Origin of the sequence: Microvirga sp. 17 mud 1-3 (assembly GCF_003151255.1) — a bacterium.
Classification (GTDB): domain Bacteria; phylum Pseudomonadota; class Alphaproteobacteria; order Rhizobiales; family Beijerinckiaceae; genus Microvirga.
This window is the reverse complement of record NZ_CP029481.1, coordinates 21,844-46,002: the sequence shown is the minus strand read 5'-3', so window position 1 is coordinate 46,002 and position 24,159 is coordinate 21,844. Positions and strand designations below refer to the sequence as shown.

21 protein-coding genes are annotated in these 24,159 nt (G+C 62.0%); 7 read left to right on the top strand and 14 right to left on the bottom strand.

The features are described 5' to 3' along the window. Positions 1–33 precede the first annotated feature (33 nt). A complete protein-coding gene (locus tag C4E04_RS00230; protein WP_109593823.1) occupies positions 34–744 on the bottom strand; it encodes a L,D-transpeptidase in 711 nt (236 codons plus the stop codon). Positions 745–1,307: 563 nt separating this feature from the next. On the opposite strand from C4E04_RS00230, the gene C4E04_RS00225 reads away from it, so the two are divergent. The 3 genes from C4E04_RS00225 to C4E04_RS00215 are packed head-to-tail and all read left to right on the top strand — an operon-like array spanning position 1,308 to position 6,770. Then, the gene (locus tag C4E04_RS00225; RefSeq protein WP_245416178.1) at positions 1,308–2,375 is read left to right on the top strand and encodes an efflux RND transporter periplasmic adaptor subunit; all 1,068 of its coding nucleotides are present in this window, start codon (positions 1,308–1,310) and stop codon (positions 2,373–2,375) included. A gap of 13 nt (positions 2,376–2,388) precedes the next feature. After that, positions 2,389–5,568: a multidrug efflux RND transporter permease subunit gene (locus C4E04_RS00220; protein WP_109593819.1), complete on the top strand. Its 3,180-nt coding sequence runs from the start codon at positions 2,389–2,391 to the stop codon at positions 5,566–5,568. After that, positions 5,568–6,770 (top strand): YncE family protein, encoded by a 1,203-nt coding sequence (locus C4E04_RS00215; protein WP_245416177.1) that lies wholly within the window; start codon positions 5,568–5,570, stop codon positions 6,768–6,770. Before C4E04_RS00220 ends, C4E04_RS00215 begins: the two co-directional genes overlap by 1 nt. A 183-nt stretch (positions 6,771–6,953) precedes the next feature. Here the strand turns inward: C4E04_RS00215 and C4E04_RS00210 are convergent, their stop codons facing one another. From C4E04_RS00210 to C4E04_RS00200, 3 genes are all read right to left on the bottom strand, one after another. Further along, entirely contained in the window at positions 6,954–8,252 is a 1,299-nt protein-coding gene (locus C4E04_RS00210; protein WP_162559219.1) for a sensor histidine kinase, read from the bottom strand. Positions 8,253–8,665: 413 nt separating this feature from the next. Continuing rightward, positions 8,666–9,886, bottom strand: coding sequence for a sodium:proton antiporter (locus C4E04_RS00205; RefSeq protein WP_109593815.1), 1,221 nt, complete (start codon positions 9,884–9,886; stop codon positions 8,666–8,668). Between the two features lie 52 nt (positions 9,887–9,938). Continuing rightward, complete coding sequence (locus C4E04_RS00200; RefSeq protein WP_109593813.1) at positions 9,939–10,472, bottom strand: hypothetical protein; 534 nt, start codon at positions 10,470–10,472, stop codon at positions 9,939–9,941. Between the two features lie 63 nt (positions 10,473–10,535). Here C4E04_RS00200 and C4E04_RS00195 point away from each other — a divergent pair, with 63 nt between their 5' ends. Beyond that, positions 10,536–11,366 (top strand): hypothetical protein, encoded by an 831-nt coding sequence (locus C4E04_RS00195; RefSeq protein WP_162559218.1) that lies wholly within the window; start codon positions 10,536–10,538, stop codon positions 11,364–11,366. A 22-nt stretch (positions 11,367–11,388) separates the two neighbouring features. On the opposite strand, the gene C4E04_RS00190 is transcribed toward C4E04_RS00195, so the two are convergent. From C4E04_RS00190 to C4E04_RS00170, 4 genes are all read right to left on the bottom strand, one after another. After that, the gene (locus tag C4E04_RS00190; protein ID WP_162559217.1) at positions 11,389–11,805 is read right to left on the bottom strand and encodes a hypothetical protein; all 417 of its coding nucleotides are present in this window, start codon (positions 11,803–11,805) and stop codon (positions 11,389–11,391) included. Between the two features lie 196 nt (positions 11,806–12,001). Further along, complete coding sequence (locus C4E04_RS00185; protein WP_109593807.1) at positions 12,002–12,583, bottom strand: HdeD family acid-resistance protein; 582 nt, start codon at positions 12,581–12,583, stop codon at positions 12,002–12,004. A gap of 741 nt (positions 12,584–13,324) precedes the next feature. Further along, positions 13,325–14,368, bottom strand: a complete 1,044-nt coding sequence (locus C4E04_RS00175) for a sensor histidine kinase (protein ID WP_109593802.1) — start codon at positions 14,366–14,368, stop codon at positions 13,325–13,327. Continuing rightward, positions 14,352–15,869 (bottom strand): ATPase domain-containing protein, encoded by a 1,518-nt coding sequence (locus C4E04_RS00170; protein ID WP_109593799.1) that lies wholly within the window; start codon positions 15,867–15,869, stop codon positions 14,352–14,354. Before C4E04_RS00170 ends, C4E04_RS00175 begins: the two co-directional genes overlap by 17 nt. A 252-nt stretch (positions 15,870–16,121) precedes the next feature. Here C4E04_RS00170 and C4E04_RS00165 point away from each other — a divergent pair, with 252 nt between their 5' ends. After that, complete coding sequence (locus C4E04_RS00165; RefSeq protein WP_109593797.1) at positions 16,122–16,931, top strand: Crp/Fnr family transcriptional regulator; 810 nt, start codon at positions 16,122–16,124, stop codon at positions 16,929–16,931. A gap of 37 nt (positions 16,932–16,968) precedes the next feature. Here the strand turns inward: C4E04_RS00165 and chrA are convergent, their stop codons facing one another. Continuing rightward, the gene (gene chrA / locus C4E04_RS00160; RefSeq protein WP_109600606.1) at positions 16,969–18,192 is read right to left on the bottom strand and encodes a chromate efflux transporter; all 1,224 of its coding nucleotides are present in this window, start codon (positions 18,190–18,192) and stop codon (positions 16,969–16,971) included. A gap of 217 nt (positions 18,193–18,409) precedes the next feature. Between chrA and C4E04_RS00155 the strand changes: the two genes are divergently transcribed. Both C4E04_RS00155 and C4E04_RS00150 read left to right on the top strand, forming a co-directional pair. Continuing rightward, a complete protein-coding gene (locus C4E04_RS00155; protein ID WP_109593795.1) occupies positions 18,410–18,622 on the top strand; it encodes a hypothetical protein in 213 nt (70 codons plus the stop codon). A gap of 98 nt (positions 18,623–18,720) precedes the next feature. Next, entirely contained in the window at positions 18,721–19,605 is an 885-nt protein-coding gene (locus tag C4E04_RS00150; protein ID WP_109593793.1) for an LppY/LpqO family protein, read from the top strand. Positions 19,606–19,754: 149 nt separating this feature from the next. Here C4E04_RS00150 and C4E04_RS00145 read toward each other — a convergent pair whose 3' ends face one another. From C4E04_RS00145 to phnD, 5 genes are read right to left on the bottom strand one after another with little or no spacing between them, the layout of a single operon-like run. Continuing rightward, positions 19,755–20,666, bottom strand: a complete 912-nt coding sequence (locus C4E04_RS00145; RefSeq protein ID WP_109593791.1) for a TIGR01459 family HAD-type hydrolase — start codon at positions 20,664–20,666, stop codon at positions 19,755–19,757. Continuing rightward, positions 20,644–21,444 carry a phosphonate ABC transporter, permease protein PhnE gene (gene phnE, locus C4E04_RS00140; RefSeq protein WP_245416176.1) on the bottom strand — a complete coding sequence of 267 codons (801 nt, stop codon included), beginning with the start codon at positions 21,442–21,444 and terminating at the stop codon, positions 20,644–20,646. The genes C4E04_RS00145 and phnE (C4E04_RS00140) overlap by 23 nt, the downstream gene beginning before the upstream one ends. Then, complete coding sequence (phnE, locus tag C4E04_RS00135; protein ID WP_162559216.1) at positions 21,441–22,238, bottom strand: phosphonate ABC transporter, permease protein PhnE; 798 nt, start codon at positions 22,236–22,238, stop codon at positions 21,441–21,443. The genes phnE (C4E04_RS00140) and phnE (C4E04_RS00135) overlap by 4 nt, the downstream gene beginning before the upstream one ends. A gap of 14 nt (positions 22,239–22,252) precedes the next feature. After that, on the bottom strand, positions 22,253–23,089 hold the full coding sequence (gene phnC / locus C4E04_RS00130) for a phosphonate ABC transporter ATP-binding protein (protein WP_109593785.1): 837 nt from the start codon (positions 23,087–23,089) through the stop codon (positions 22,253–22,255). Beyond that, positions 23,089–24,081, bottom strand: coding sequence for a phosphate/phosphite/phosphonate ABC transporter substrate-binding protein (phnD, locus tag C4E04_RS00125; protein WP_174219238.1), 993 nt, complete (start codon positions 24,079–24,081; stop codon positions 23,089–23,091). Before phnD ends, phnC begins: the two co-directional genes overlap by 1 nt. Between the last annotated feature and the right edge of the window lie 78 nt (positions 24,082–24,159).

Here is a 24,159-nt window from a genome sequence, read left to right as displayed (position 1 = left end):
ACGCCAGCGCCCTGCCCGGGGCTGGCGCCGCGGCTATGCCGGAAGGACGACCACCTTCGTCTTGACCGGGGTTCGGGAATACAGATGCATCATGTCCTGCGTGAGCAGACCGACGCAGCCGCTTGTGATGCCTTTGCCGATCGATTCGGCATCGAGGCTCGCATAGATCGTGTAGAGCGTGTAGGCGCCGTTCTGATAGAGATAAAGGGTGCGGGCGCCGAGCGGATTGTCGAGGCCGCCCGGCATGCCGCCGGCGTATTTAGCGGCTTCGGGCTGGCGCTTGATCATCTCCTTGGGCGGGGTCCAGGTCGCCCATTCGGCCTTGCGCCCGACATAAGCGTCCCCGCTCCACCGGAACCCGTCACGGCCGACATTGGCACCATAGCGGGTGGCGGTACCACCATCCTCGATGCGGTAGACGTAGTAATTGCCGGGGTCGACGATAATCGTCCCGGGCGCCTCTTTGGTCTCGTAGCGAACGGTCCGGCGGTAATATTTCGGATCGACCTTGCTGACATCGATGGCCGGGACCGGGAATTTCTCATCGGGCACCGGCCCGTAGAGCCTCGACGCCTCGGCGAAGCTCATGCCGTCGGATGTCGCGCAACCGGCCAGCCCCAGCGCGCCGGCACTGAGGGCCGAGCCAATCAGAAACGACCGGCGGCTGAGGAGCTCTGCCCGTCGCCCGAGCAAAATGTCCTCGCCCATCTCCCCAGCGTCGGCATTCCCACCATTCATGATCATGATTTGGCCGCTTCCTATGTCCGATTGCCCGACGAGAAAATACTCCGACGCACGCCCGCTGGGTGTCCTGCCGAGCTGAGATTGCCGTCCCACGGCCCGCTTGGCAAGCCCAGGCCTCGGCCGTGTGGAGATGGCTCTCCTCCAAAGGGGACACTTAGCCCTTTCGAAATCGCGGCCCTGGAAGGACCGGAACCTTCTGGCGCCGCATAGGCGTCCCCGGCGACGCCGGATCCGGTTCGCGGCCAGGATCCATAGGCTGATCAAGAGGCCTGCGTTGAGGACGGTGAAGTCACGGATGTGTGACCCTTATTCCCTGGCGTCGCCGCGTTGCTGGTCTATATGCCCGCCTCTGAGCGTTCCCTCTCACCGACATTTCGGTGCCAAGCGTGAGGTTGGGCACGACGGCTGGTGCACGCATGGCGAAAGTCTCACGGCCTCGAGCGGAACGGCGTGGCGGAGCGATCCGCTTCCTCTTCGCCTGCCTGGTCCTCGGAGCCGCCGCATTCGGGCTTTGGTTTTACGCCGGCAGACCCGACACTCACCGAAACGCCGCGCGGCCAAATTTGCCTCCCGCTTCCGTACAGGTTGCGGCAGCGAGCCGGACCAAAGTTCCCATCTACGCCCTAGGGCTCGGCTCGGTTCAGGCTTACAACACGGTCACGATCCGCTCGCGCGTGGACGGCGAAGTGCAGACGGTCGCCTTTCAGGAAGGGCAGATGGTGAAAGCCGGCGATCTTCTCGTCCAGATCGATCCCCGTCCGTTCCAGGCCATGCTGGACCAAGCCCTTGCCAAGAAGGCGCAGGATGAGGCTCAGCTCGCCAATGCCAGAGCGGACCTTGCCCGCTATACCGAACTCGCGACCCGCAGTTTTGCCTCCAGGCAACAGCTCGACACCCAACAGGCAACAGTCAATCAGCTGAGTGCCCAGATCCAAGGCGATCAGGCTCAGATCGACAATGCCCGGACCCAGCTCGGCTACACGACGATCCGGTCTCCCATCGCCGGCCGGACGGGCCTGCGCCTTGTCGATCAGGGCAACATCGTCCGCGCAACGGACACGGGCGGCATCGTGACTGTTGCGCAGATCGAGCCGATTTCCGTTCTCTACGCATTGCCTGAACAGAGCCTGGCGGCTGTGCAGAAGGCGCAGGCCGCAGGCCCGGTCACGGTGTGGGCGATCGGGCAGGATGGAAAGACGGTGCTCGGCCAAGGAACTCTGACGCTGATCAACAACGAAATCGATCAGGCCAGCGGGACCATCAAGCTGAAGGCGTCGTTCGAGAACAAGGATCAAGCCCTCTGGCCGGGGCAATTCGTGACCGTCCGGACTTTGCTCGAGACCCTCGATGCCCTGACCGTCCCGGCTGACGCGGTGCAGAGAACGCAGCAGGGACTTGCCGTCTACGTAGTGACAGCGAACGACACGGTCGAGTTCCGCAGTGTCAAGGTCGGCCCCATCACGCAGGGGCTCGCGGTCCTGGAGGATGGAGTGTCCGAGGGCGAGCGGATCGTCACCGCAGGCCAATACAGGCTCCAGCCTGGAGCGAAGGTGCATGTTGCGACTGATCGGCCGCCGCAGGAGGCGGCAGCGGACGGCACCACGAAAGCCCGGAGCCTCGCCAAGGATTAGGGAGACAATTCCCATGGCCCATGATCACCGCAACGACAGGGCGGACATTTCTAACGGCCGCACCGGAATTTCAGGTCCCTTCATCCGGCGACCCATTGGGACATCGCTGTTGATGCTGGGGCTCCTGTTCGTCGGGATGGTCGCGTATCCGTTCCTGCCCGTCGCACCGTTGCCGCAGATCGACTTCCCCACCATCCAGGTCAGTGCGGCACTGCCGGGCGCAAGTCCTGAAACCATGGCTTCATCGGTTGCGCAGCCTCTGGAGAGACAGTTTGCGCAGATCCCCGGCGTCGCCCAGATCACCTCGACGAGCACGCTTGGGACGACAAGTGTCACGGTGCAGTTCGAACTCAACCGCAACATCGACGCGGCTGCGCAGGATATCCAGGCCGGCATCAACGCGGCCAGCGGACAACTTCCCAAGAACCTTCCGAACGCACCTGTCTATCGCAAGGTGAACCCCGCCGACGCGCCCATTCTCATCATCGGCGTCGGCTCGGATACTCTGCCGCTCACGGAAGTGGACGACAATGCGGATACCAAGCTCGCCCAGCAGATAAGCCAGATGCCGGGGATCGCGCAGGTGAATATCGGCGGCGAGCAGAAGCCGGCCGTTCGCGTCCAGATCGACCCGGCCCGCCTGGCCGCCAAGGGACTGTCGCTCGAAGATGTGCGGGCCAGGATCGGCGTGTCGACCGTCGACAGCCCAAAGGGCAGCATCAATGGGCCGACGCGGTCGTTCACGATCTACACGAATGACCAACTGACCGCCGCGGCGCCCTGGAACGACGTCATCGTCGCCTATCGCAACGGGGCACCGATCCGGATCCGCGATATCGGACGGGCCGTGGATGGCCCGGAGGATGCCCTGAAAGCCGCCTGGGCGAATGGCCGACGGGCCGTTCTCCTGATCGTCTTCAAGCAGCCCGGAGCCAACGTGATCGAGACGGTCGACCGGGTGAAGGCCGAATTGCCGCGCCTCCAGGCTGCGCTCCCGCCGAGCATCAAGGTGGACATCTTAAGTGATCGCACGCAGACCATCCGGGCTTCGGTTAAGGACGTTCAGGTCACGCTCCTTTTAACGATCACTCTGGTGATTGCGGTAATCTTCGTGTTCCTGAGAAGCCTATGGGCAACAATCATCCCGAGCGTGACGGTTCCCCTGGCTCTGCTCGGGACCGCGGCCATGATGTACGTCCTCGGCTACAGCCTCGACAATCTGTCCCTCATGGCGCTCACGATTGCGGTGGGGTTCGTCGTCGACGATGCCATCGTGATGACGGAGAACATCGTCCGCCATCTGGAAAGCGGGTCGACACCCATGCAGGCTGCTCTCAAAGGCTCAGGGGAGATCGGCTTCACCATCGTGTCGATCAGCCTGTCGCTTGTGGCTGTGTTCATCCCGCTGCTGCTCATGGGAGGCGTGGTTGGCCGCCTGTTTCGCGAATTCTCCATAACGGTTACGATGGCCATAGCCATTTCGGCATTGGTGTCGCTGACGCTTGCGCCGATGCTTGCGTCCCGCTTCCTTCGAGATGAGAGGCATGTCCGCCACGGCCGTCTCTACATGCTCATGGAAGGATTGTTCGACAGAACCATTCGAGCCTATGAGGTCGGACTTGATCACGTGCTGCGGCACTCGTTCCTGACTCTGCTGGTCTTCTTTGCGACGGCCGGGGCCTCGATCTACCTTTTCATGGTCATCCCGAAGGGCTTCTTCCCACAGCAGGATACGGGCCTCCTCACGGGCATCTCGGAAACGGGGCAGTATGTTTCCTTTCGCGAGATGATGCAGATCCAGCAGCAATTCGGCGCGATCATCGCCCGGGACCCGGATGTTGCAACCGTCGCGATGTTCGTCGGATCGGGGGGCGGTCAAAGCCTCAACAACGGTCGAATCTTCATCTCTCTCAAGCCGCGCGGGGAGCGACAGGCCTCGGCGGCTGACATCATAAACCGCTTACGTCCGCAGCTTGCCAGAGTACAGGGAGCCGCTCTGTTTCTGCAGGCTGCGCAAGATATCAATGTCGGCGGCCGGCCCGCGCGAACCCAATTCCAGTATACACTTCAGGATGCCGATCTGGCGGAGCTCAACGCATGGGCCCCGAAGCTTCTCGACAGGTTCAAAGAGCTCCCCGAGTTGCAGGATGTCGCAACGGACCAGCAAACCAATGGCGGCACCCTAACGATCGAGATCGACCGAGATCAGGCATCCCGTTTCGGCTTCGATCCGCAATTCATCGACGACATCATCTACGATGCCTTTGGCCAGCGGCAGGTGGCACAGTACTTCACTCAGCTCAACAGTTACCACGTGATCCAGGAGATCCTGCCCGAGCTGCAAGGCAATCCGGATACCTTGGATCAGATCTATCTGCGCTCTCCTCTGACCGGCCAGCAGGTCCCTCTCTCGGTGCTCGCCAAGTGGACGACCCGTCCCGTCGCTCCGCTGTCCGTCAGCCATCAGGGGCAGTTCCCGGCGGTTACCATCAGCTTCAATCTGGCGCCGGGCATTGCGCTCGGTCAGGCCACCCAGGCCATCGAGAGGGTCCGCGGGGAGATGGGATCGCCGGGGGCGCTTATTGGAAACTTCCAGGGCAATGCCCAGGTCTTCCAGCAATCGACACGGTCCACGCCCTATCTGATCGCAGCAGCCCTCGTCGTCATCTATGTGATCCTCGGCGTTCTCTACGAAAGCTACATTCACCCGCTCACCATTCTCTCCACCTTGCCGTCGGCAGGCCTGGGTGCCCTTGCGACGCTGATGCTCTTCGGCTTCGACTTCGGTCTAATCGCGTTGATCGGGGTCATTCTGCTGATCGGGATCGTCAAGAAGAACGGCATCATGCTGGTGGACTTCGCGATCGAGGCCGAGCGGGAGGAAGGACTCTCGCCCGAAGAAGCTATCCGGAGGGCCTGCCTGCTCCGGTTTCGGCCCATCATGATGACTACGATGACGGCGGTTCTCAGCGGGGTGCCGCTCATGTTCGGTTTCGGGGCCGGCGCCGAAATCCGCCAGCCTCTGGGCTATGCCATGGTCGGCGGGCTGGTGGTGAGTCAGGCCCTGACCCTGTTCACGACACCCGTGATCTACCTCTATCTCGACCGCCTTTCCTCCTGGATGACGCGCTCTTCCAGAAGGGCGTCATCATCGCGGACGCTGGCAGAATCCGAGTCCAGAGGAGCACTCTGATGCGGCTCATATATCCGATGCCCCGTCCGGACCGATCCGGTTTTGCGATCTCGTGCCTAGCCGCACTCCTTACCTGTGTGGCGCAGGGATCCTGGGCCCAGGACGTGAAGGAGGCCGCGGCGGCCATCGATGTCGTGCCTGGGATGCCGCCCGTGATCGACCCATCCAATCTCTACGGCGAAGCATCGGCCGACCGGCTGAGCCCGGCCGTCGCCTCGGCTCTGCCCAGGGTGTACGTGCCCAATGTAAAATCCGGCGATGTGCACGTGATCCATCCCGAAACACTCGAGGTCGTAGACCGCTTCAAGGCGGGACAAAGCCCGCAGCATGTGGTTCCGTCCTGGGACCTCAAGACCCTGTGGGTCACCAACAGTGCCGATCGTCGGCACGGCCGTGGCAGCCTCCTCCCGATCGACCCTGTCAGCGGTAAGCCCGGCTCCCCGATTCCGGTGCCCGATGCCTACAACATGTATTTCATGCCGGACGGTTCCGCCGCCATCGTGGTTGCCGAGTCACGCCGACAGCTCGAACTTCGGGATCCGGGGACCATGGCCCTTCGTCGCTCCATCCCGACGCCACAATGCAAAGGGCTCAATCACGCCGACTTTTCTATCGACGGGCGCTATGCGATCTTCACCTGCGAGTTCGGCGGCAGCCTCATCAAGGTCGATTTCGGCAGGGGCTTGGTCTCCGGCGCCCTGCAGCTCTCGAAGGGCGGCATGCCTCAGGACATTCGGATTTCCCCGGACGGCAAGGTCTTCTACGTGGCCGATATGTGGGCCGACGGCGTGTTCCTGGTGGACGGCGAATCCCTGACCGAAGCCGGGTTCATCCCTACGGGGCTCGGCACGCACGGCCTCTATCCGAGCAGGGACGGCACGAAGCTCTATGTGGCGAACCGGGGTTCCCACAGGATCGACGGACCACCACACGGCCCGGGCAGCATTTCGGTTATCGATTTCGCGACCCGCCGGGTCGAGGCCACCTGGCCGATCCCCGGCGGCGGCAGCCCGGACATGGGCAATGTCAGCGCGGACGGCAAACGGCTCTGGCTGTCCGGCCGCTACGACGGAGTGGTCTATGTGATCGACACCGCGACCGGCGAGACGAAAACCATTCCGGTCGGCAGGAGTCCCCACGGCCTCACGGTCTGGCCGCAGCCGGGACGTTATTCGCTTGGGCATACGGGGAACATGCGCTGACGAGCTGCAGCATGGTGGGGAACTACCCCCTGCCCTACCGGGAGGAATCGGCAGGATGGATTATTCAGGACCCAGCCTTAGAGCATCGTGCGGACCCAGAGGGCCGCGTCAACGATGCTCTTACCCAAGGAGACAGCATCGGATGGGTCCCAAAAGTGCAAATCCACTTTTGGGTCCGATGCTTTAGCCGGCCGCTGGCGTCTCTGTCCGCGTTTGATGTGGCGCCCCGGTTTTGGTGAAGGCCGGAATCGTCACGACGAAGCGTGCACCCGGATGCTCGCGGTTCACATCCAGATGGCCCTCGAGCTGACCCACAAGCATCAAGACTACCCGCATGCCAAGTCCACCGCTGGCCTCGAAGCGGAAGTCCTCCGGCAGACCCGGACCTTGATCGGCTACGCTCAGACGAAGCTCGTCGGCAGAGGATTCCAGGCTGACCGTGACGGGGGCCATGGCGCTGACATGAGCGTATTTGAACGCATTGGTGACAAGCTCGGTCACGATAAGGCCAATCAGAACAGCCTTTTCGCCCGGCATCGTCGCCGGTGCAGCCTGCACTCGGAGGAAATCCTCACTGCCTTGTGCCAGGGATCCGGCCAGATCACGGCAGAGCTCTCGAACATAGCCTCCGATCTCTATCTGATCCGGTGTCTCCGACCGGTAGAGGCGCTCGTGAACCTTGGCAACCGTCATCACCCGATGTGCAGCATCATCGAGGTGCCGTGCCAGATCCGGGTTTTCGGCCACCTGACGTCGATGCAAGGTCAGTAGGGTATAGATCAGCGTCAAGCTGTTGCGCACTCGGTGGTCGACCTCGCGCATCATCAGATCCTTCTGCGCCAAGAGGTTCTTTTGCTCGACCAGGACCGTCTCGCGCAGGGCTAGAGTACGGTTGAGCATGAAGGCCGCGACGGCAGCAAGCCCTATGGCGAGGGCGCCCGTCAGGCCGAGAGCTCCGAACACGAGCCAGGATCTCTGCCGCTCGCGGGCCAGGTGGTCCTTGAGGATACGATCCTCTTCCTGCCGGAGCCGAGCAATTGCGGCCGTCAGGTGGGCATCGCTGTCCAATGCGGCCAGGGTGCGGGCTGCCTCCAACCCATCCTGTCGACGCACCGCAATCAGTGCGTCGACATGAGCAAGACGTTCCTGCGCCAGTGCGCGGAGGCTTTCAACCTCTTGCTGGGAGATGGGATCGCCCCGAGTCAGAGCGGCAAGATCACGGAGGTCCGGCAGGAGTTCGGCCTGTGCCTGGTTGCGCAGGGCAAGCTGCGCCTCATCTCCGGTCAGGATATAGCTGCGTAAGCCGGCCTGGAGCGCAAGAACGTCCCACGCGACCTCATCGATCTTGCTCTGGACTTCACGGGTGTGAGACACCCAATCCCATGTCTCTCTGAGCTGACGCATGAGCGTGGCGCTCAGGAGGAGGCCCACCATCATCAAGACGAGGACGCCGACAATTGCGCGGGTTGCCTTGGCATCCATCAGCCAAGCCGGAGCCAAGCGCTTCAATCCTAGCGAGGCCGGACGAGCAGCCGTCTCCATCAGCGACCCTCCAGGGAACAGGGCCCTCGAAGCGCGCAGCGCACGGCTCGGCGAGCATGCGTCAGGATATTAAGCATCGATCAAGAACGCCAGAAGCGCAGTTTAACATCCGTTGCTGAATCGCGATGGCAATTCTGTGGCCAAGACACTCCATTTCCTGATTTATCGCCGTTCAGGATTCAGCGGACAGCCAAGCGTCGGATCTCTCCTGCAAAGCTCGATCGGCCTTGTTCTAGCCTTGCTACGCAATGCTGGCAGGTCGCGCACCGCTCACCGCAATACCGGCCATGCTTATCCTGCATGTTCGCCCTGAAGGTTGTTGGCGAGCGTGTGAGTCAACACCGGTTACGAGACTATGGGACGTGGGTCCTCAAAGTGCCGATGCGCCGAGCAAATGCATTGGCCAGCGGGCTCGCGGTCAGGCCGTGAGCCAGGATGCTGAGGATCACCGTCCAGGCCACAGTTGCCGTGAGGATCCTGCTTCCTGGCAGGTTCGCATCGAGCACGATAATGGCGAACACGATACTGGCCAGGCCCCTGGGTCCAAACCATCCCAGAAAGAACTTGCCGTCGGCGCCTAGATCCGTGCCCACCAAGGCGAGCCAGACCGGCACCATCCGCACCAAGGTGAGGCTCAGAATGGCATAGAGTAGGACCTCCCAGGTCAACCGGTCGAGCGCTTGGCCGACAACCACTGCCCCAAAGAGCACCCATGTCAGCAGGCCGAAGAGGTCGCTGGCGCCTTCGGCCGTGAGCAGAAGCACGTGCTTTTGCTCCTGGTGTCGAGCCATACCGCCGGCCAAGATTCCCCCGACGAAGGAAGCGATGAAGCCGCTTCCGCCCAGCGCCTGAGCGGCCGAGAAGGTCGCGAATGCCAGCGCGATCGCAGGGAGCTGCTTCCAGACCGTGGACAGCCAGCCTCGCTTGGCGGAAAGCCGGAGAACCCAGACGCCGATCAACGCAAATCCTGCGCCCACGGCAAGGCCGATCCCGATCTCTTGCACGAAATGATGAAGCACCAGCTTCCAGGATCCGGCACCGCTGACGGGCTCAGCCGCAATCGCAAGCAGAGCCAGGAGAACCGGCACGCAGATGCCGTCATTCAGGCCACTCTCCACGTTCAGACCCTCGCGAATGGGGGCAGGAACGGAAGGGTTGACCACGACCGCCTTCCCGAGAGCCGCGTCAGTGGGTGCCAGCATGGTCGCAAGCAGCGCAGCCTCGATCATTCCAAGCGTTGGGAAGAGCAACGAGGCCATAGCGGCTCCTAGAAGGATCGTGAGCGGCAGGCCGATCAGCAGGAGACGTTCCGGAATTCCATAGTTGAGGCTGAGAACCCTGAGATCGGCATTGGCCGCATCCGTGAACAGGACCAGCGCCAACGTGAGCTCGGCCAGAACCCGAAGGCTTTGCGCATGAATATCCAGGACAAGCCAATTCAAACCCTTCGGGCCGACGGCAAGCCCAAAGGCGGTAAACACCAGGGCGCCCGCAATCGGCGTACGTTCGAGCCGAGCCGCAACAAGGGCGTAAAGGAACGCAAAGGAAAAGAGGATGGCCATATCCTGGTACATGGTCGACCATTTCCCTGCCGGTCGGGAACCATTTCCTGGCGAGGGCCGGAGTTCAACCCTCGTCAGTAACCGTCAACCGTCCCCGCTTGACGAAGAGAAGACGATGGAGCTCCGGTTCGCCAACCACGGCACAGAGTTCGCGGAAGCCGAAGAAGGGCAGCAGGGCGAAGAAGAGTAGCAATGTCGTCGTGACGATGCCAAACGGGACGCCACCGCCGACATCGGACAGGCTCTCGGAAAGGGTTTCGCTGCGGAAGTATCCAATAACGAGGCCTTCGATGATCTCGAAGGCCGCCAGCAGAGCCGAGTAGACCGCTGCCTTGAATGCCATTGCATAGACCAGCGGCTCCCGCTCGTAGCGCTCACCTATCTTCAGCTCCTCCGCTACGAACAAAATCTTCGCCAGTACAAGAGCATTCACTACGGCGAAACCTTGCCGGTAATGAATGCCACTTTCCGCCAGGATCAGCGACTTGTGCAGAGCCGAGACGGCAAGAAGGCCCCAGAAATAGAGAAAAATGGTCGCGAAGCGCTTGAGGCCGGAGAGGGCCTTATCTTTGCGGGTGAGCGGTACTGCATCCGACATCGGGCCTCACCTTCGTCCAGAATGCACACGCCGATTCAACGCGCCCTTCGCCGGGTTCGAAGCGTGCATGGATCAATCCAGCAGGAATGGGCCGGAGACCAAGTCTCCGGCCCACCCGCACCGCGCCGCCGCCGCTGTTCCACGTGCGGGTCAGGCCGCTTCGCGCTTCTCGCGCAGGAGGTGGGCGAGAAGCATGCGGCGCGCACGTTGGCGGCGCAGTATCTGGCTGCCGATCAGGAGGCGCATCAGCCGGCGTTCGTCGTCGCCGCCTTCCTCGCCTTCATCCTCTTCGCCGAAGCCTTCCTCTTCACCACGTTTCTCGCGCAGGAGGTGGGCGAGAAGCATGCGGCGGACGCGCCGGCGCCTCAGTATCGCGCTGCCGATCAGAAGACGAAGGATGCGGCGCTCCTTATCGCCACCCTCTTCGCCTTCTTCTTCCTCGCCGTATTCCTCCTCTCCGTCCTCACGCCGCTCGCGCATGAGGTGAGCCAGGAGCACACGGCGCATGCGCCGCCGGCGCAGCAGGCGACTGGCGATCAGAAGCCGGACGATACGGCGTTCATCATCGCCTCCCTCCTCGCCTTCCTCGCCTTCATCCTCTTCGTCGAAGCCTTCCTCTTCACCACGTTTCTCGCGCAGGAGGTGGGCAAGCAGCAGGCGGCGCATGCGCCGGCGTCTCAGCGCGCGGGCAGCCAACGGAAGACGCAGGATGCGGCCCATGTCTCCTTCGTCCTCGCCTTCGTCCTCACCGATGTCTTCCGCACCGTTATCTTCATCCTCGTCCTCGCGTCCTTCGCGCAGAAGATGGGCGAGCAACAGGCGGCGCATGCGCTGACGCTTCAGCACGCGGCTGCCGATCAGGACCCGTGCAAGGTCCTCATCACGAGCGCTTAATGCCATGATAGTCTCCTCTGTTTCATGGGGTTTCCTTCGGGGCGGCACGATCCGGGTCCGGCTCCTTCGGTTGGCCTCCATTGGGGCCCTGGGAACGGGACTTGAGGCTGTGGTGGAGCAACGTTTCCACGATGGCCCGGTTGAGCACGTCGCGCCGCATCAGGCGCGCGGCCGGGCTTTCCTCGATCAGCGGCTTCAGCAGGATGCGGCGCAGATCGGCATCCTCCTTGACCTCCTTGGTCTCGTCAGGCTCGTCCTCGCCACCCAGCACGCAGGCGATCCCAGCCTCGAAGACCTGCTCCAGAAGCTCCTCCAGCCTGGCTTGGCCATTGCCCTGTGCCAGGCTGATTCTCTCATCCTTCGAGAGCTCATGGCGCGTTCCGGTGGCGTCGATACCCTCGATCTGAATGATCTCGCCGGTCTTGGCATCCAGCGTCACGGCAAAGCGATCCGGGCGGGGCACCTGCGGTGATGGTGAAGCCGGCGCGCCTTGTCTGCGGCCCTTTCTTGACGAGCCAGCGGATTTCTCAGTGTGGTTCATGTAGAGTTCCTCCTGCGAATTCCCCCACTGCCAATTCCTCCGCTGCCCTTGGCCTCAAGAGGGTGGCGTTCCGGCGCGTTCTTCTGAAGCCGCGTCAGGTCCGATGCTTCAGGGCGAGGCCCATGCCGATCCAGCCGATCCCGGCGAAGACCAGATCGATACCGAGAAAGATGCCGAGCACGAACAGACTAGAGACTGGCCAGCGGGCGAGGATCATGCCGCCCACGAGCAGAGTGATGACACCCGAGAGCGCGACCCAGACCCAGGGCGCGCCCTCTGCCATCTGCGTCGCCAGGAAGATGCGAAGGAACCCTGAAACGATCAGAGCGACGCCGAGCATCAGCGTCAGGACGGTTGCGGCCAGGAGCGGGTTCTGGAAGGTCACGATGCCCGCGACCACATAGAGCGCCCCGAGCAGGGCCCACAGGAAGAACTTACCCCAGCTCTTCATGCCGAAGGCGTTGATGATTTCGGCGATCCCGCTGAGCAGCATCATGGCGCCGACGACAGCCACCGAGACCACGGTCGCCATCACGACGCTGCCGAGTGCGATAAGGCCGGCAATCAGGAAGACCACGCCGAGTGCGACGATCCAGCCCCATTTGACACGGAGGGGCTCAAGCCCCTGATCTGCACGGCCCGGAGCCGACGTGCCGATATTCGCAGTGTTAGACATGAAAAGGCCTCCTCGAATCCGTTTGCCCCAAAGGTCTAATGGCCTGGCTCTACCGCCGCAGATGCTCCGCCCGATGAGGCGACCAATCCCGTTCTTGGTCATTACGTCGATCGAAAGGGATCATTCTGCGGGTCTATGATAGTCACTTGGATAGTCACTTGGCCGAGCTGGCGGCTTTGATTCCCTCGGGAACGACAAGCGGGACCATTGCGATGAAGGGCGCCCTATATCCCTCAGTCAGAGCCCAAGCGTGATGAATCCTCTGTCCTGTCTCAAGGAAGCCGATAAAATCACAGGCAACCACGCCTTGCTTGACCCAATGAGACGATGCCTGAACCTTTTGCGACACCGGCCGCGAAATCATGTGGCAGAAGGCTTAGCCTGCTTGGATGAGTTATCGGACGAGCCGGTCAAGGTTGTACAAGCGGTGGCGTGCAGATCACACGGCCTCGCTTAAGAACCGCTATAGGCTTCGTGCTGACATTGGAGTTTGCAGGTCAGATAGCGATGCTTCCATCATGAGAATGAAGCCCAGCAGCACGCTTTATGTCGCTCCACGTTATATGACGAGCCGCTCAATCTTCGCGGCCGGCGACAGTTGCCGATGACGGCATGTTTCGTCGGTCTTACTCGTATCCTGAAGGCGAGGCCTTTAAGGATCTGCCCTGACGCTGGTTTGCTGCACAGTGTACGGCCAAGATCTGGCGGAGGCGGAAGTCCATACCCAAGGTGTTGCTATACTCAGTATTCAGGCACGAGGCGCTCTTCCACGAGCGGGATCTCCATATGGCAGGCCAGACCCTTGGGCTCATAGACGATATTGATGGCCGCGCGGCACTGATGAGTCAGGACCCGGTGCAGAAGTGTAGAGCCGAACCCTTTGCGGTTGGGCTGTCCCACCAATGGGCCGCCTCGCTCGATCCAGTCGATGTCAAGTCGGCGGCCGGGGCCTAGTTCTTGGACTCTCCAGACGACGGCGATCTGCCCTCCCGGGACCGATAGCGCCCCGTGCTTGGCAGCATTCGTCGTCAGCTCATGCACCGCCATTCCGACTGGCACGGCCAGATCGGCAGAGAGTTCGACGGGCGGTCCATCAAGTGTGATCCGCCGCTGTGCGCCATCATCGTAGTGAGACAGTTCGTTCTTGAACATCTCGATCAGCGGCGCCGTCTGCCAATAGTCTTCCGTGAGAAGATTGTGCGTATTCGACAGAGAGACGATCCGATCCGCGAACGAATTGTAGAATTCCTCAACGGAGTGAGTCGAGCGGGCCGTGGCCCCGAGCAGCCCCTGCACGGTCGCCAGAGTATTCTTGACCCGGTGATGCAGTTCGCGGATGAGCAGCGCCTGACGCTCATGCGTCCGTTGCCGCTCCTGAAGATGAACCTCCACTTCCTTCTGACGCTGGCGCGCCCGTAGGGCCGACCTTACGGCATTCACCAGAACGGCCGGGTGGAAGGGCCGTTCCAGCATCGTCACGTTTCCCAGCATCTGGGTCAGATGTTCGACCGGCGACCCGCCCCGGTGAGTCAGCAGGATGAAAGGCATATCGGACCAGGGTGGCTGCAGGTTGATCCAATCTGCAAGCTCCCGCCGATCCGCGTTGAGAAGCGCCTCCTCGGTGATCACCGCACAGGCCGATCGATCCAAGGCGGCCACAAGCGCCTCAGGACTCGGGCAGATCGTGGCTTTGATCCCGACTTCGCTTAGAATGGCCGCTGCGACCGTGCCGTCTCGCCCATGCGGAGCGAGGATCAGCACGGACATGTCATCGGCCTGTGTCATCGTCGGTCTCGCGCTCCTCGAGAAGCGAGGCGCGCTGGCCCTCGAATGTCGGTACGCCGGTCAATACGCCTCGGAACTTTTCTAGCGGAGGACCGACGCGCAGACCATGGCTGTCGATCCGAAACTCCCGGATCGTGTCCTCGTGGGGGCCCGTCCGTCGCTTGACGACCGACAGAGCTCGCCGGATGCGCCCTTCAGCCTCGAAGAAGCGAAGCAGCACGACCGCATCACTCAAGTAGGTGAGGTCGATCGGAGAGATCATCTGGCCGACCATCCCATGCTGCGCCAGGATCAGGATCGTCACGACGCCTTGCTGGTTGAGATAGGTCAGCAGTTCATGCATCTGAAGCACGACGAAGGGCTGCTCCGGCATGGCATTCAGATACCCGGTCAGGCTGTCGATGACGACGACCTTCGCTCCGCCCTGCTCAACGGCGTCCCTTACCCGGCCGGAGAATTCACCCGGCGAAACGTTGGCAGGATCGATCTGCTCGATACGCAGCCGCCCGGTTTCCACATGGGGCGTCAGGTCAAAGCCGACTCCTTTTGCTCTCTGCATCAGGATACCGGTCGTTTCATCGAAGCTGATCATCAGGCCGGGCTCGCCCCGCTCCAGAGCCGCCCAGAGGTACCCGAGCGCGAGGGTTGACTTGCCTGCGCCGGAGGGTCCGACGACGAGGGTACTGGTTCCGCGGCTCAGTCCCCCGCCGAGAATGGTATCGAGCTCATGGATGCTGCTGGGGATCGCGTCGAACGCAAATGAGGTGTGATGATCGGCCGCCACGAGACGGGGAAAGATTCGCAGGCCGCCGCGCTGGATCACCAGATCGTGGTAGCCGCCCCGGAAGGCCGTGCCCCGCATCTTGGTGACGGTGAGCCGGCGCCGCTCGGATCCGTAGGCCGGAACGACCTGCTCCAGGCGGATGACCGCATGACTGATTGAGTGCAGGTTGAGATCGTCCTGCTCGGATGTAAGGTCGTCGAGCATAAGAACGGTGGCGTCGTTGAGCAGGAAATAGCTCTTCAGGGCCAGCACCTGCCGCCGATAGCGCAAAGATCCCTGCGATAGGAGCCGGATCTCCGAGAGCGAGTCGAAGACGACACGGCTGGGTTTGACCCGCTCGATCTCTGCCATCGCCATGCGGACCGTCTCGCCCAATTCAAGATCGGAAGAGTAGACAAGGCTCTGTTGCTGATGCGGATCGAAGCTCAGCTCCGGGGGAACCAATTCGAAGATCTCGATGCCCTCGAGGGTCCAGCCATGGCGTGAGGCCACGGACATGAGCTCCCGCTTGCTCTCGGACAAGGTGATATAGAGACAGGTCTCGCCCTGCTTTGCGCCTGCGATCAGAAATTGCAGCCCCAGTGTGGTCTTACCGGAACCGGGCCGTCCCTCGATGAGGTGAGCGCGATTGGCTGCATATCCACCGGCGAGAATTTCATCGAGTCCTGGGACACCTGTCGGGATCGGGGCGGCATCGGAGAGCGTCGGAAGCGTCATAAAAAGCCTCAATGGATCAGCGGTTACGGTTACGTTTGAGTCAACGTCCCGGTTCCCACGCTGCTCAACGGGTCCGATGTCAGGCTCATCGATTCGATGACGCCCTCAGGATGGGGACTTATGTGCCCTTGTAGTCGTGCGCCTCGGGCCTGTCTGTCTACATGTGCACATAACGACCCGGTTATGTTCACAGGTGAACACAAGCCGCCCTAGCGCGTTGGACCTGCCAAAGGAGTGGAGGAAAGACATCTGATGCAGCCTGCCATGGTCTCGTCGCGCCTTAAGGAACGGATTTCGGGCAACAATCTCTTGAGTGCCCTCAGGCCTGAAGATCTCGCCATCGTGGCGCCTTCGCTCCAGGAGTGGGAGGGCGAAGCCGGATCGAAGCTCTACCAGCCTGGAGACGAAGTCAGATTCGTCTACTTTCCCTGTGGGCCCAGTCTGGTCTCGTTTGTGGTCGAACTCGAGGATGGCCTCACGGTGGAAACGGCCCTGATCGGGCGAGAGGGAGCGGTCGGCGGAATCGTGAGCCAGGGACGCCTTCCGGCCTTTGCCCGGTCCGAGGTCCAGTTCCCGGGTCCGTTCCTGCGCCTTTCGACTGCGGATCTCGAGGAGTTCGAAACCCGGTCTCCGAGCCTGCGACACCTGTTTGCCCGATATGCGGATTGCATACTGGCACAGGTCTTTCAGTCGGTGGCATGCAATGCGGTTCATACGATCGAGCAGCGAACGGTGAAATGGCTGCTGGCCGCCATTGACCGCACGGGTGATCACGATATTCCCCTCACCCAGGAGCAGTTGGCCAGCATGATGGGTGTCGGTCGGAGCTATGTCAGCCGGGTCATTCAGTCCTTGAAGCGCCGGCATCTGCTGGAGACACGTCGCGGCAGCGTGCGCGTGCGGGACCTCGAGAGGCTGGATACCTTGTCGTGCGGCTGCAACAACGCATTGCGGCGCCACTTCAATCAGGTGCTGGCTGGCGTCTATCCGACCCCCGAGGAGAGCTCGGCTCAGAAGGCGGAGGCAGGGAGCGCGCGCCCCGGGTCTCGGATGAAAGCCTGACGGCTTGATCGTTTCTCCCGGCCTGCCGGCAGCCCCCTTACAAGACAGAGATGGCTCCGCCGGCGATGGCGCTCAGAACCACCACGAGCCACGGCGGTGCGCGCCACATGAACAGCAGCAGGAAGGCGGCTGCCGCGAGGGCAAAATCGGCGGGGCCGAGGATACCGGCTGTCCAGACCGGATGGTACAGGGCGGCCAGAAGCAGGCCAACCACGGCCGCGTTGACGCCCTTCAGAGCCGCCTGCGCGGTCGGCGTGCGCCGCAGGTCTTCCCAAAACGGCAGGGCGCCCACGACCAGGAGGAAGGACGGCAGGAAGATGGCCACGAGGCACAGAGCTGCCCCGGCCCAGCCGTTCGGCTCCGGCCCCATGACCGCGCCGAGATAAGCCGAGAAGGTGAAGAGCGGGCCCGGCACCGCCTGGGCCGCGCCGTAACCCGCCAGGAAGGCGTCGTTCGAGACCCAGCCCGGCGGCACGACCGAGGCCTGAAGCAGGGGCAGGACCACATGGCCGCCGCCGAAGACCAGCGAGCCGGCCCGGTAGAAGGCCTCGAACAGGGCAACACCCTGGCTCTCCGTCGCGGCTGCCAGGAACGGCAGTCCGATCAACAGGGTGAAGAAGGCAACCAGGGCAACGATTCCGGCCCGCCGGCTCACGGAGAGGGGAAGTTCGGCGTGGGCGATAGGCCCTCCCCCCTTGAGGAGAGTCACGCCTACCACACCACCGAGCACGATGGCGCCGATCTGCCCCCAGGCCGAGGGCAAGGCCAGGGTGATGGCTGCCGCTACCACGGCCAGGGTGGCGCGCTCCCGGTCCGGCGCCAGCGTCCGGGCCATGCCCAACACCGCCAGGGCAACCACCGCGACGGCAGCGACCTTGAGGCCATGAAGCCAGCCGGAGCCAAGCGCCTGCCCTAAGAACCCGATGCTGAAGGCAAACAGCACCAGGGCAATGGCCGAGGGCAGTGTGAACGCCGTCCAGGCGGCAAGCGCCCCGAGATAGCCGGCCCGGGACAGACCGATGGCCATGCCGACCTGGCTCGAGGCAGGCCCCGGCAGGAATTGGCACAGGGCGACGAGATCCGCATAGGCGCGCTCGTCGAACCAGCGCCGCCGGACCACGAACTCGTCATGGAAATAGCCGAGATGCGCGACGGGGCCGCCGAAAGACGTCAGACCGAGCTTAAGGAAGGCCGCGAAGACTTCGCCCGGGCGACCGGGGGGTCTCTTCGCCGCTCCTGGAGCGGCCTCATGGGTATTCATGGCCATTGCATTCTTACAGGGAGATGGATCGGTCGAACCCGGAGGTATGGTTCTGATATTCCCGTCCGTCCACGTTCCATGCGCCCCCGCATTCGCCATCGAAGTTTGTTGTCGGGAACCGATAGTAAGGACCCGGGTTGGCTTTTCAATCCGCGTGCGAGAGATCCTGCGTGACGGGTGAGCGGCGGATTGTGACCTCCGGCCAGGGAGATCCGCCATGGTCAGCGCAGCCGACCGCGATCCGCGGCACCATACCCAGAAGATGCAGACCCGCTTGCAGGAAATGATCGACCATCTGCGCGAGGATATCGGCAAGGTCGACGAGCCGCAGCTCAAGGCGATGTTCGAGACGGCGGCGGAAGTGCTCGGCGGGCTCAAGAAGGCCTTCCGCGATTACGAACAGAAGAACGAGGCCGCCTGGAAGCGCTGAGCCCGGTCAGAGCCAGGCCGGGAAGGATGTGTCCGGCCGGAACATGCGGTTCGTAGCCCCATCCGCGTACCACCCATCTGGAAACAGGGACGACTTCCATGAGGAAAATCCCCCTACTCGCCGCACTATTCTTCGGTCTGTCGACCGCGGCCGCCTCGGCCCAGGACTGGAAACCCATCCAGGACGTGCTGGGCCGCAAGGGCAAAGTCGACGAGGGCATCCTGCGGATCACCTTCCCGCGTTCAGACCTGAAGGTGAGCCTCAAGGGCATCCCGGTCCCGGCCGATCTGGCCCTGGACACCTGGTACGGCTTCTGGCCGCAGCCGGACGGCAAGATGATGCTCATGGGCGATACGGTTGTGCAGGAGAGCGAACTCGCAGGCGTGCTGGAAGAGGTGCGTCGGCAGGGGCTGGAGATCACGGCGATCCACAACCACCTCGCCGGAGAGACGCCTCATATCCTCTTCACCCATATGTCCGGCATGGGCGACGGCGTGGATCTCGCCCGCAAAGCCAAGGCGGTTCTCGCCCGGACCAAGGCGCCGACCGGGGAGGAGCCGGAAAAGAAGAAGTCGACGGTAGACTGGTCAGCTGTCACGTCCGTGCTCGGCAAGCCCGCCGAGACCGAGGGCACCATGATCGAGTTTGCTTTCCAGCGGGCCGAAAAGCTCTCGATGATGGGACATGAAATGCCGTCCACGGACGCGCTGGAGACGGCTCCGGAGGTCAAGCTGAACATGCTCAAGGACGGCAAGGCCGTGAGCTACGGCGAGATGATCCTCGTCGCCGACGAGGTCAACCCCGTCTTCCAGGCCCTGACGGAGCATGGGATGACCGTGAACGCCTTGCATAACCACATGGTCCGCGAGGAGCCGCGGTTGTTTTTCATGCATTGGTGGGGTGTCGGGCAGCCCAAGGAGCTCGCAACCGGCCTTCGCGCTGCACTCGATAAGATGAACGTGCGGAATGCTTCGAAAGAATAGATCCGGCCTGACACGCTCCATCTCATCGGCGAGCATCAGTTCGTGGCGTGAGATGTCTTTCCAGTCCATCGCACCTTAGTGGCAACGGGCTTGCCGCAGCCCGTTTCAGCAGGGGATGAAGACCCGGAACCCTTCGGCTGTTCAGGCCGTCACCATCTGAAGGCCGGAACGACGAAATCAGGGCTGATCGCAGCCGTTTCGAACAGGCGGCTGCAACTCTCTGCCTGGGGCTTGCCCGCATGCCACGCGAACTCACCGTGGTGGATACCGCCCGCAACAAGAGCGCTGTCGATTCCGCAATGCCGTGCACCCGTCACGTCGTGATCGAGGGAATCACCGATCGCGATGACCTGATGTTTGGGAAGGCGCATGATCTCCAGGCACGTCTGGTAGATCCGCCGATATGGCTTGCCATGATAGGCGACCGTGCCGCCCAGCTTCTCATATGCCCGCGCAACAGCCCCTGGCGCTTCGAGAAGCGTGCCGTCGGGCGCAACTCTGACGTAGTCGGGATTCCCGCAAATCATCAGCAGCCCCCGCTTCGCGGCTTCGGCCAATGTCGGCATCCAACCTGCGACGGACTGATGCGGGGGATCCATACTCAGATTGAAAATAAAGTCCGCCTCGCCGATATCGCCGGTTATCTCCAGACCCAGCCCATCCGCAAGATGGTTCTCACCGTCCCGCGAGAGAAGGAAGCACGTTGCGCCGGGTTCGAAATCGAACTCTCCTTTGAGAATGGCGTCCCGCGCATCGTCGCCGGCGGAGACGATCACATCGTAAAGCGATCGGGCGAAGCCCATCCTGGCCAGCAGAGTCTCGTTCTCGCTCCCACGCCGACCGGAATTGGACAGGATGACGATCTTTTTTCCGGCTTGACGCAATGCGGACAGGGCCTCGATGGCGCCGGGATATGCATTCGCTCCGTCGTGCAACACGCCCCATTGATCGAGAAGAAAGCCGTCATAGCGCTGCCCGAGGGAGGAAACTCCCTCCAGGATCTCAAAGCGACATGCCCCGTTCGGCGACCGCGAACCGTCAGGTAATGCGTGAGCGGACATATCCCGACAGGGCCTCGCTGAAGATAACAATGACGAAAATCGCTAGCAGGATGACCAGGACCTGGGGCCAGGCGAATTGATTGATCGATGCATAGAGGTAAAGGCCGATGCCTCCTGCACCGACGAATCCAAGGACGCTGCTTTCCCTTACGTTGATGTCCCACCGGTAGATTGTCGTTCCGATCAGAACGGGGAGCACCTGCGGCAGGATCGCGGTCGAATAGGTCTGAAGCGTACTGGCGCCGGTCGCTTCGATCGCCTCGACTTGGCCATGGTCGACCTCTTCGATCGCCTCGGCAATGAGCTTGGCAATGAATCCTACGGAGCGGGCCGCAACGGCGCAGATGCCTGCAACAGGTCCTGGCCCGAAAATTGCAACGAAAACCAAGCCCCAGATGACCGTGTTGACGGATCGCGACAGAACGAGGAGCGCGCGGCCCATCAGCCAGGTAATCTGATTATAGGTTGTGTTGCGGGCAGCCAGGAATGCGATAGGAACCGCAAAGACCAGCGAAATCATCGTTCCGAGCGTGGCGATGTGAATGGTCTCGATGAGCGGCCTGACAATGACCGGAAAGTAGGTCCAGCGCGGGGGCCACATCCGCTCGATGAGATCGGCCGCCTGTTCATGGGCGTCAGCGAAGAACGCCCATTCGATTTCGAGAGCCGATACGGACCACGCAGCCGCAAGAGCTGCCCCTGCAATCCAGAGCCATTGAACCAGCCGTTCGCCGGCGGAGTACCGCTGCCAGACGCTTGGATATTGCTTCCCGCTCACCGCAGCCTCCGTCGAACCCAATCGCTGAACCATTCTCCGACCGCCACCATGAGCGCGATGGTGATCAGAATGGCGCTGCTGAAGTCAAAGTCATACCGAGAGAACGACGCGGAAAGGGTCTGCCCAATGCCGCCTGCGCCGACAATGCCGATCACCGTCGAGTGCCGGAGATTGGCGTCGAGCCGATAGATAAACACGCCGAGAGACTTCACGATCACCTGCGGCAGCACCGCATAGTAGATCACCTGGCCGAAACTCGCCCCTACGGCACGCACCGCTTCGACCGGCCCCTCCTTCATATTCTCGATATCCTCAGCCAGCATCTTTCCAAGGAAGATGGCCGAGGCGAACGCCAGGGTCAGCAGGCCGGCAACCGGGCCAAAGCCAAAGAGCTTGACGAAGAAAATGGCGATGATCACCTCGTGAAAGGTGCGGCCGGCCACGATGAGGCCGCGCGCGGCAAGATAGATCGGCTTGGGAGCGAGGTTTCGAGCGGCACAGATCCCGATGGGAATCGACAGGACCAAGCCGGCGATGCTCGCCGCAATGGCGATCTGTATGCTCTCGATCATCCCCGAGAGCAGAATCTCCCACCGCTCGAAGTTGGGCGGGAACATCCGCGCCAGGATGTCGAAGGCGCGAGGTATGCCTGCCAGGATACGCTGTGCGTCGACATCGAGGCTCGTCACCGACCAGACGATGTAGAGGGCAAAGCCGATCCAGACGATGGCGCGGCGACGCCGCGTTCCGAATATGGTGGGCGGCCGCCACTCCGCCGCTTGATTTGCATGCATGATCGCGCTTGTCGTCATGCGCCTGCTTCGCTCATGCTGTGAGGCGCTGCCCAGTCCTCGTCTCCGTAGATCGCCGCAAGGGCGGAGTCGGTCAGGTTCTCTGGAATATCGTCAAAGACGAGAACACCGTCCTTCAGAGCGACGATCCGATCTGCATGTGCCTTTGCCAGGGCGACATCGTGAATGTTGATGATCGCGGGAGTCTTTCGCTCTGCGACAAGCTCTCCGACGAGCAACATGATCTGGCGGGATGTCTTCGGGTCGAGACTGGCGGTCGGCTCATCGAGCAGGAGAAGATCCGGTCGCTGCATCAGGGCGCGTGCAATGCCGACGCGCTGACGCTGCCCGCCTGACAGGGCATCGGCCCGCCGATCGTGATATCCGGCGAGACCCACGCGATCGAGCAGTTCGAAGGCGGCGCGAATATCTTCAGGCGGAAAGCGGTAGCGTAGGGATGACAGCAACCCGACATAGCCCAGCCGTCCCGACAGCACGTTCTGCATGACGGACAGGCGTTCGACCAGGTTGTATTCCTGGAAGATCATGCCGATCCGGCGCCGCGCGAGACGCAGCTCTCTTCGATCCAGAGCGACAACGTCCTGGCCGTTCAGCAGAATACGGCCGGACGTCGGCTCAACGAGGCGATTGATGCAGCGGATGCAAGTGCTTTTCCCTGCGCCCGATGATCCGATCATGGCCACGACCTGGGGTCGATCGATCACGAGGCTGACGTTGTCCAGGGCCTTTCTGCCGGTGTTATAGACCTTCGAAAGGCCCTGAATTTCCAGGAGCGGCACAGAAGCCTTGACGGCTCCTGTGCTGTCGCTGAGAGGTGCAGCAGCGTACCCCATTATTCGTTCTTCAGCTTCGAGAGACCTTCCTGGGTGTAGGTCACGCCGGTCTCTTTCTGGATCGTCCGAATGGCCGACCAGTCGGATTTGTAGTCGACGCTCTTGAAGCCCTTCTCGTCCTTGAATTCCTTTGCGAGTTTTGAATTCAGGAAGTCGAAGCTTGTAAACGCCTCGAGGATCTTCTTTTGCAGCTCGGGATCGAGGTCGTGAGCCACCCCGAACGCGGTGCGGGGGAAGGGGCTGGATTCATAGACGACCCGAACCGCATCCTTGGGGAACATCCCCCTTGCGACCATGCGTTCCATCACGTTCGACGCAATGGGGGCTGCGTCGTAATCCTTGTTCACGACGCCCATGATCGAATTGTCATGCTTGCCGGAGTAGAGGATCTCGTAGTCCTTGCCCGGCTCGATGCCCTGTTCCTTGAAGAGCACGCGCGGCGCCGTATCGCCGGAATTGGAAGACGGCGCCACGTGGGCCACCCGCTTGCCCTTGAGGTCGGCGACGGACTTGATATCGCTGGCGGCCGGGACGATCAGCTGAAGCGTATATCCGATTGTGCCGTCCTTCTTCTCCATGGCGACCAGCGGTTTGAAGCCTGCAAGATTGACCGCGTAGGGTGTCGCGCCGCTGGCAACGCCTGCGATGTGCAGGCGGCCAGACCTCATGGCTTCGATCTGCGCCGCATAGGATTCAGCCGCAAACCACCGCACGCGCTTGCCGGTGAGCTTGCCGAGATGAACCATGAAATCTTCGAAAACGTTTTCGTAGACGGCCGGATCTTCAACGGGGGTGTAGCTGAAGATCAGCGTGCTTGGATCTTTCCAGTTGGCTTTGTCCTTGGGCAGATCCGCCAGAAGATCACCGTCGTCGTCGCAATAGCGGGCATCGAGGGTCCCCCTATTGCGGCAGTCCTGTGCGTTCGCGACGCTCGGCTGAGCGACAGCCGCAACGAATGCGACAGCCGCGAGGGACATAATGGCCTTCAACATGATTTCCTCCCGGGAAAGCTGCCGCCGATTACTGGCTTGTACAGCGTTGGAAGAAATCAAACACAATGATCGAAAGTG

Coding starts and splice junctions, on each gene's coding strand:
- C4E04_RS00230 (WP_109593823.1), bottom strand. CDS start 744: ATGATCATGAATGGTGGGAATGCCGACGCTGGGGAGATGGGCGAGGAC.
- C4E04_RS00220 (WP_109593819.1), top strand. CDS start 2,389: ATGGCCCATGATCACCGCAACGACAGGGCGGACATTTCTAACGGCCGC.
- C4E04_RS00215 (WP_245416177.1), top strand. CDS start 5,568: ATGCGGCTCATATATCCGATGCCCCGTCCGGACCGATCCGGTTTTGCG.
- C4E04_RS00210 (WP_162559219.1), bottom strand. CDS start 8,252: ATGGATGCCAAGGCAACCCGCGCAATTGTCGGCGTCCTCGTCTTGATG.
- C4E04_RS00205 (WP_109593815.1), bottom strand. CDS start 9,886: ATGTACCAGGATATGGCCATCCTCTTTTCCTTTGCGTTCCTTTACGCC.
- C4E04_RS00200 (WP_109593813.1), bottom strand. CDS start 10,472: ATGTCGGATGCAGTACCGCTCACCCGCAAAGATAAGGCCCTCTCCGGC.
- C4E04_RS00185 (WP_109593807.1), bottom strand. CDS start 12,583: ATGTCTAACACTGCGAATATCGGCACGTCGGCTCCGGGCCGTGCAGAT.
- C4E04_RS00175 (WP_109593802.1), bottom strand. CDS start 14,368: ATGACACAGGCCGATGACATGTCCGTGCTGATCCTCGCTCCGCATGGG.
- C4E04_RS00170 (WP_109593799.1), bottom strand. CDS start 15,869: ATGACGCTTCCGACGCTCTCCGATGCCGCCCCGATCCCGACAGGTGTC.
- C4E04_RS00165 (WP_109593797.1), top strand. CDS start 16,122: ATGCAGCCTGCCATGGTCTCGTCGCGCCTTAAGGAACGGATTTCGGGC.
- chrA (WP_109600606.1), bottom strand. CDS start 18,192: ATGAATACCCATGAGGCCGCTCCAGGAGCGGCGAAGAGACCCCCCGGT.
- C4E04_RS00155 (WP_109593795.1), top strand. CDS start 18,410: ATGGTCAGCGCAGCCGACCGCGATCCGCGGCACCATACCCAGAAGATG.
- C4E04_RS00150 (WP_109593793.1), top strand. CDS start 18,721: ATGAGGAAAATCCCCCTACTCGCCGCACTATTCTTCGGTCTGTCGACC.
- C4E04_RS00145 (WP_109593791.1), bottom strand. CDS start 20,666: ATGTCCGCTCACGCATTACCTGACGGTTCGCGGTCGCCGAACGGGGCA.
- phnE (WP_162559216.1), bottom strand. CDS start 22,238: ATGCATGCAAATCAAGCGGCGGAGTGGCGGCCGCCCACCATATTCGGA.
- phnC (WP_109593785.1), bottom strand. CDS start 23,089: ATGGGGTACGCTGCTGCACCTCTCAGCGACAGCACAGGAGCCGTCAAG.
- phnD (WP_174219238.1), bottom strand. CDS start 24,081: ATGTTGAAGGCCATTATGTCCCTCGCGGCTGTCGCATTCGTTGCGGCT.